Genomic DNA, 5,759 nt, shown 5'->3' with positions numbered 1-5,759 from the left:
GGGGGGGGGGGGGGGGGGGGGGGGGGCGCGCGGGGCGCGGGGCTGGCAAGATCGACGCCATGACCCCGACGCCCCTCCGCCTGGTCGTGGCGATCAACCCCGGCGCCTCCGCCGGCGGCCGGAAGCACCTCGCCGACGGGGTGCTCGCCGGGCTCCGCGGTGCCGGCCACACGGTCGTGCCGCTCACCGAGTCGAGCTACGACGACCTCGTGGCCGCCGCCCGTCGCGAGCTCGACCCCGACCACGGCGAGCGTCCCGACGCCCTGATCGTCGTCGGCGGCGACGGCATGGTGAACCTCGGGGCCAACCTCGTCGCGGGCACCGACGTGCCGCTGGGACTGGTGCCGACCGGCACCGGCAACGACACGGCCCGGGCGTTCGGGCTGCCCCACGACGACGCCGAGGCGGCCACGCGCCTCCTGGTCCGGCTGCTCGAGGGCGAGCCGACCACGATCGACGCCGGACGCGTGCTGCAGGCCGACGGCCGGGCCACCTGGTTCGCCTGCATGGTCTCGGCCGGTTTCGACGCCGTCGTGAACGAGCGGGCCAACCGGCTGAGCTGGCCGAAGGGGCGCCGCCGCTACGACGTCGCGCTCGCCATCGAGCTGGTGCGCCTGCCGCGCATCTCGTACCGCCTCGAGCTCGACGGGGTCGCCTCGACGGTCGAGGGCACCCTGATCTCGGTCGGCAACGGCCAGTCGCTCGGGGGCGGCATGAAGGTCACGCCCGACGCCGTGCTCGACGACGGGCTGCTCGACGTGCTCGTGGTGGAGCGGCTGACGCGCTGGCAGTTCGTCCTGCTGTTCCCGAGCGTGTTCCGCGGCACCCACCTGAGCCACCCGAACGTGACCGTGCACCGCGTGCGTCGGGCCGTGATCGAGGCCGACGGGGTCGCCGCCTACGCGGACGGCGAGCGCGTCGGGCCGCTGCCCGTCACGGTCGAGGTCGTCCCGGGCGCCCTGCGCGTCTACGCCGCCATCGGTCGCTGACCGCCGGATCGAGCCCGGGAGGCGCGCTCGGCGGCGAGGCGGCCCGGGAGGCGCGCTCGGCGGCGAGGCGGCCCGGGAGGCGCGCTCGGCGGCGAGGCGGCCGCACGCTCCGGGCACCCCCGACCTCAGCCGCGGTGCAGCGTCTCGCGGGGGTACTCGCCGAACCGTTGCTGGTACGCGGCCGAGAACCGGCCGAGGTGGGCGAAGGCCCAGTGTCGGGCGACGTCGGCGACGGTCGTGGCGTCCGGGGCGGCCGCCCGCAGCGCGTCGTGCACGCGCTCGAGGCGGATCTCGCGCAGGTAGGCCGTGGGCGTGGTGTCGAGGTGACGACTGAACGCCTGTTGCAGCCCGCGCGGGGTGAGCCCGGCCTCCCGGGCGATGTCCACGGCCGAGATCGGCAGGTGGGCGCTGGCGTGCATGTATTCGACGGCGAGGCGGAGGCTCGCGTTGCGCGGTGCCAGCAACGCCGCGGGCATCTGGCTCGAGGTGTGGGCGAAGGTGTCGAGCAGGGCCACCGCGGCCATCCGGGCCATCTCGGTGCGCATCAGGTCGCTGGGCTCGCCCGAGCCCAGGTAGGCGCGTCCGATCAGACGGACCGTGGCGTGCCAGGCCTGCATCGCGGCGGACGAGACGGGGGCGGCGTGGTCGAAGCGGAGCGTGCCGGGCATGATGCCGTGCTGCTCGGCCGCGACCTCGTCGACGACCGACTTGGAGAGGTGGAGCAGGCTCTGGTTGACGTCCTCGGTGGTGAACTCGAAGTCCCGCCCCTCGGGGAAGAGGATCGGTCGCCCGACGGCTCCGGCCACCTCGTCGCGACCGTTGTCGATCGTGGAACGCCCGTCGAGCAGCCAGTGGACGACGTGCTCGTCACCCGCGGCCGCCTGCCCGTCGACGCGACCCATGAACATCGTCGACCGCAGGGTCATCGCCCCGTCGCCGACGATGGTGTGGCGGAACGAGAAAGGGGCCTCGGTGGGAGCGACGCGGAAACCCCGGCCGTTGTACCCGGCCTGCAGGATGTCGACCGCCTCGTCGAGATCGCGCCCCCGCGCGTCGAAGCGCATCTTGTCGTCGCGGGCAGCCATCTCAGCGAATTGTTGCACGCACTCCAAACCCCGCACCAGTCGATCCCAGGGGGGTTGACAGTAGATCGACGACGTGCCTGAGGGTCGGCTCGCAGCGGGCGGGCCTACGGTCGGACCCATGACCCTCGACGACATCACCCTGACCACGATCCGCGGCGAGTCCACCACGTTCGGCGCCTACGCCGACAAGGTCGTGATGGTCGTGAACGTGGCCTCCCGCTGTGGCCTCGCGCCCCAGTACGAGAAGCTCGAGGCGTTGCAGAAGCAGTACGGCGAGCAGGGCTTCACGGTGCTGGGCTTCCCCAGCAACCAGTTCTTCCAGGAGCTCTCGAGCGGCGAGGCCATCGAGGAGTACTGCTCGGCGACCTGGGGCGTGACCTTCCCGATGATGGAGAAGGTCAAGGTCAACGGCCGCGGTGAGCACCCGCTCTACACCGAGCTGAAGAAGGCCACCGACGCCGACGGCAAGGCCGGCCGCGTCAAGTGGAACTTCGAGAAGTTCGTGATCACGCCCGGCGGCGCCGTGCACCGGTTCCGTCCGACGACCGAGCCCGACGCCCCCGAGGTCGTCGCGGTGATCGAGGAGGCGCTGGCCGGCTGAGCAGACCCGCTGCGGTCGCTCAGTGGCCGGCCGCGTACCGGGCCTGCACGGCCGAGGCGCTCTGGGCCGAGTTGTTGTAGATCGTCGTGCCGTCGACCGAGCCGACGAAGTAGCCGTTGGTCGGAGCCGACGGCAGCCCGCTGAGCGGGGCGTAGCCGACCCGCCAGTAACCGGTGGCCGTCTGCACGGTCTTGTTCGTGCTGTCGGTGACGACGGCGACGCCGTCGACGTAGACCACCGTGCTCGTGCCCGAGAGGGTGGCGACCACGTGGTGCCAGGCGCCGTCGTTGTACGAGGCGGGCGTCGTCGTCGCCTTGGTCGTGGTCGTGGTGGGGCGCACGCCGAGGACGATCTTGCCCGCCGTGGTCAGGTACAGCGCGCGGTCGGCGGTCGTGTTCGTGCCGGTCGGGGCCGTCGTGAACGCGGCCAGGGTGCCCCCGGCCGTGCTGGTCGTGCGGAACCAGGTCTCGATCGTGAAGGCGGCCTGGCCGGTGAGGTTGACGGCGGTCGTGACCTGACCCGTGCCGTCGAGCTGCAGGTAGGGGCTCTGGTTCGTGGCGCACGAGCCGGCGACGAACGTCGCCCCGCCGCTCAGGGTGCCCACGCGGGCGAACGAGCTGCCGTCGGTGGTGGTCGTGCCGGACGTCTCGTTGTACGGGAAACCGTACGAGGTCTGCGAGTTGTAGGTGTCCTGCAGGCAGTCGTAGTTCCCGGCACCGAAGCTCGAGGTCGGGTTGGCGGTCGGGGCGGCGAACGCGGCGTGCGCGCCACCGGAGACGACGAGGGTGAGTGCGAGACCGCCACCGATCGCTGCCAGGCCGATCGCGCCTCCTGCGGTCTTCAGGCGACGGAGGCGCCGCTCGCGACGACGCTGGACGCGGCGGCCGGCGGGGGCGGTCACCCGAGGCGACGCGGGACGCTCGTCACGCAGCAGGTACCGGTCGTTGCGGCTGAGCAGGACGACGAGGATCAGCAGTCCGCCGGTGACCAGCAGGTGGCCGTACTGGTGGGCCGCGGCCCAGACGAAGGGCGTTCCGACGTACGGCACGCGCAGGAACCCGACGCCGATGACGGCGCTGCGGTCGATCGGCGTCGAGTCGACGCTCGGGTTGGCGTCGCCCTTGGTGACGATCTGCCCGGCCTGGCCGTTGTCGTGGTAGCGGTGCAGCCGCAGGTGCCCGGCCTGGTCGGGGTCGTCGAAGAGGAGGACCTGACCGCGGTGCACGTCGGACGCCGCCACGGGCTTCGCGACGACGACGTCGCCGGGGTGGATGCGGGGCTCCATCGAGCCGGTCATCACGGTGGTGGGGCTCCAGCCGAGGGCGGCGGGGGCGGCCGCGTAGACCATCAGGCCGAGCAGCGAGTAGAGCACGACGCGTGACGCGGTGCCGAGGGCCAGGCGCGTCCAGTCGAGCCACGGACGAGAGGCACCCAAGGGCACGGTGATCGAGGCCGGGGCCGCGGTGGTGGGCCGCAGCTTCAGGTCGATCGTGCTCATGGGTGCCTCTGCTCGGGGGTGGTGCGGATGATGCGGTGTCGGGCCGCCTGGTGCGGTGGTGCGCGGTGCTGGTGCGGTGTCGCCGTGACGCGGGGGTCAGCCGCGGGACGGGCCTCAGCTGTTCTGGGCCTCCCAGGTGAGGCCGAGGCTCGCGGTGCCGCCCTGGGTCGTGTTGGGGGCGGTGTTCGAGACGGTGTAGGTCACCTGGTAGGTGCGGGTCTCGGACGCGGTGCCGGTGGGGGCCCAGGTGCCGACGCCGTTGGAGTAGTTGGTGTAGCTGGTGCCGAAGGCGGCCAGCGTGCCGCTGTAGAGGCTCGAGCCCGCCGAGAGCGGGGTGAAGCCGGTGCACGAGCCGAAGCCGCCGCCGGTGCCCTGCACGACGCTCAGCGTGATGTTCGACGCGAGGTTGTTGGTCGTGGCGGCGCCCGTCCCGTAGAGCTTGACGGCCGAGGCGAGCGAGCCCGTGCTGGTGACGGCGATGCAGTTGCTGCCGGTCTGGCCGGGCTTGAGGTTCGTGGCGGTGAAGAGCGCGGTGTTGCTGTCGTCGTCGGTCAGGGCGACGGTGCCGGCGGTCCAGTTGCTGGTGGGGTTGACCGTGGTCGACGAGAAGGCCGAGTACGACGCCGTGGAGACGACGATGCCCGAGGCGACGAGGGCGGCGGGGATGGCGATCCAGGCGGCGATGCGGGCGATGCGGGGCGTGGGACGGGACATGGTGTGCTCCAGGGCGAGACGGTGGAAAGGGGGGGATGTCGGGGGCCACCCCGGCGAGGTGATTCAGGGGCTTCGCCGGTGAGAAGCTCACCTCCCGAACCGTTCCGGTTTCGAGTGGTCGTTGTTCTCAAGTGGTACGACAATCAAATTACTTGGACTCCGAGAGGCACGCAAGGCGAACCATGTCCCCAGTGGTGGGGGTGTCACGATCGTCGAGATTCTTGTTGACTGAGCCGGTGCCATGGACGGCACGCTCACACGCGTCACGGAGGACCCCCTTGCTCATCTCCCCACCCCGGGCCGACCCCGGCCTCATCACCGGCCCCGGCCTCACGCCCGGCCCCGGCCTCACGCCCGACCCCGGCCTCGCCCCCGGCGACCTCGGCCGCCTGCTCGACTCGTTCCGCCTGTTGATGCTGAACCACTCGCGGGTGCTCGACCACCAGGGCGACCTCTTCGGGCTGGGCGACACCGACATCCGGTTCCTCTTCTACGTGTGGGCCACCGGCGACCTGGTCACCCCGAAGCGGGCGGCCGAGCACCTCGACCTCTCGTCGGGTGCGATGACCAACCTCGTCGACCGCCTCGTCGACGCCGGGCACCTCGACCGGCGCCGCAACCCGGACGACCGCCGCAGCGTCATCGTCAGCCGCACGCCACGCGGCGTCGAGGTCACGACGGCCATCGCGAGCGCGTACGCCGCCGCGTTCGCCGAGGTCGTGCCGGCGTCGCGACACGGTGCCCTCGCCGACACGCTGCTCGACCTCGGCCGGGCGTTCGACCGCCACGGGGTCGGCACGCGCGACGCACCCCACGCCGCCGCCTGACCCGCCTGACCCGCCTCGGCTGCGGGCCGCGGGCCACGGGCCACG

General features: G+C 72.3%; 6 protein-coding genes. 3 read left to right on the top strand and 3 right to left on the bottom strand.

The window, feature by feature from the left end:
• Window positions 1-59 precede the first annotated feature (59 nt).
• Window positions 60-989: a diacylglycerol kinase family protein gene (locus IFT36_RS14825; RefSeq protein ID WP_200413532.1), complete on the top strand. Its 930-nt coding sequence runs from the start codon at window positions 60-62 to the stop codon at window positions 987-989.
• Window positions 990-1,114: 125 nt separating this feature from the next.
• Here the strand turns inward: IFT36_RS14825 and IFT36_RS14820 are convergent, their stop codons facing one another.
• Window positions 1,115-2,074, bottom strand: coding sequence for a helix-turn-helix domain-containing protein (locus tag IFT36_RS14820; protein WP_056049799.1), 960 nt, complete (start codon window positions 2,072-2,074; stop codon window positions 1,115-1,117).
• A 118-nt stretch (window positions 2,075-2,192) separates the two neighbouring features.
• On the opposite strand from IFT36_RS14820, the gene IFT36_RS14815 reads away from it, so the two are divergent.
• The gene (locus tag IFT36_RS14815; RefSeq protein ID WP_056049801.1) at window positions 2,193-2,675 is read left to right on the top strand and encodes a glutathione peroxidase; all 483 of its coding nucleotides are present in this window, start codon (window positions 2,193-2,195) and stop codon (window positions 2,673-2,675) included.
• A gap of 19 nt (window positions 2,676-2,694) precedes the next feature.
• Here IFT36_RS14815 and IFT36_RS14810 read toward each other — a convergent pair whose 3' ends face one another.
• Window positions 2,695-4,173, bottom strand: a complete 1,479-nt coding sequence (locus IFT36_RS14810; RefSeq protein ID WP_200413531.1) for a signal peptidase I — start codon at window positions 4,171-4,173, stop codon at window positions 2,695-2,697.
• Between the two features lie 114 nt (window positions 4,174-4,287).
• Window positions 4,288-4,887 (bottom strand): hypothetical protein, encoded by a 600-nt coding sequence (locus IFT36_RS14805; protein ID WP_200413530.1) that lies wholly within the window; start codon window positions 4,885-4,887, stop codon window positions 4,288-4,290.
• A gap of 278 nt (window positions 4,888-5,165) precedes the next feature.
• Here IFT36_RS14805 and IFT36_RS14800 point away from each other — a divergent pair, with 278 nt between their 5' ends.
• Entirely contained in the window at window positions 5,166-5,714 is a 549-nt protein-coding gene (locus IFT36_RS14800) for a MarR family winged helix-turn-helix transcriptional regulator (RefSeq protein ID WP_056049809.1), read from the top strand.
• Window positions 5,715-5,759: the final 45 nt, after the last annotated feature.

This window comes from Frigoribacterium sp. CFBP 13605, assembly GCF_014839405.1.
Classification (GTDB): Bacteria; Actinomycetota; Actinomycetes; order Actinomycetales; family Microbacteriaceae; genus Frigoribacterium.
This window is presented reverse-complemented; position numbering and strand designations above follow the sequence as displayed.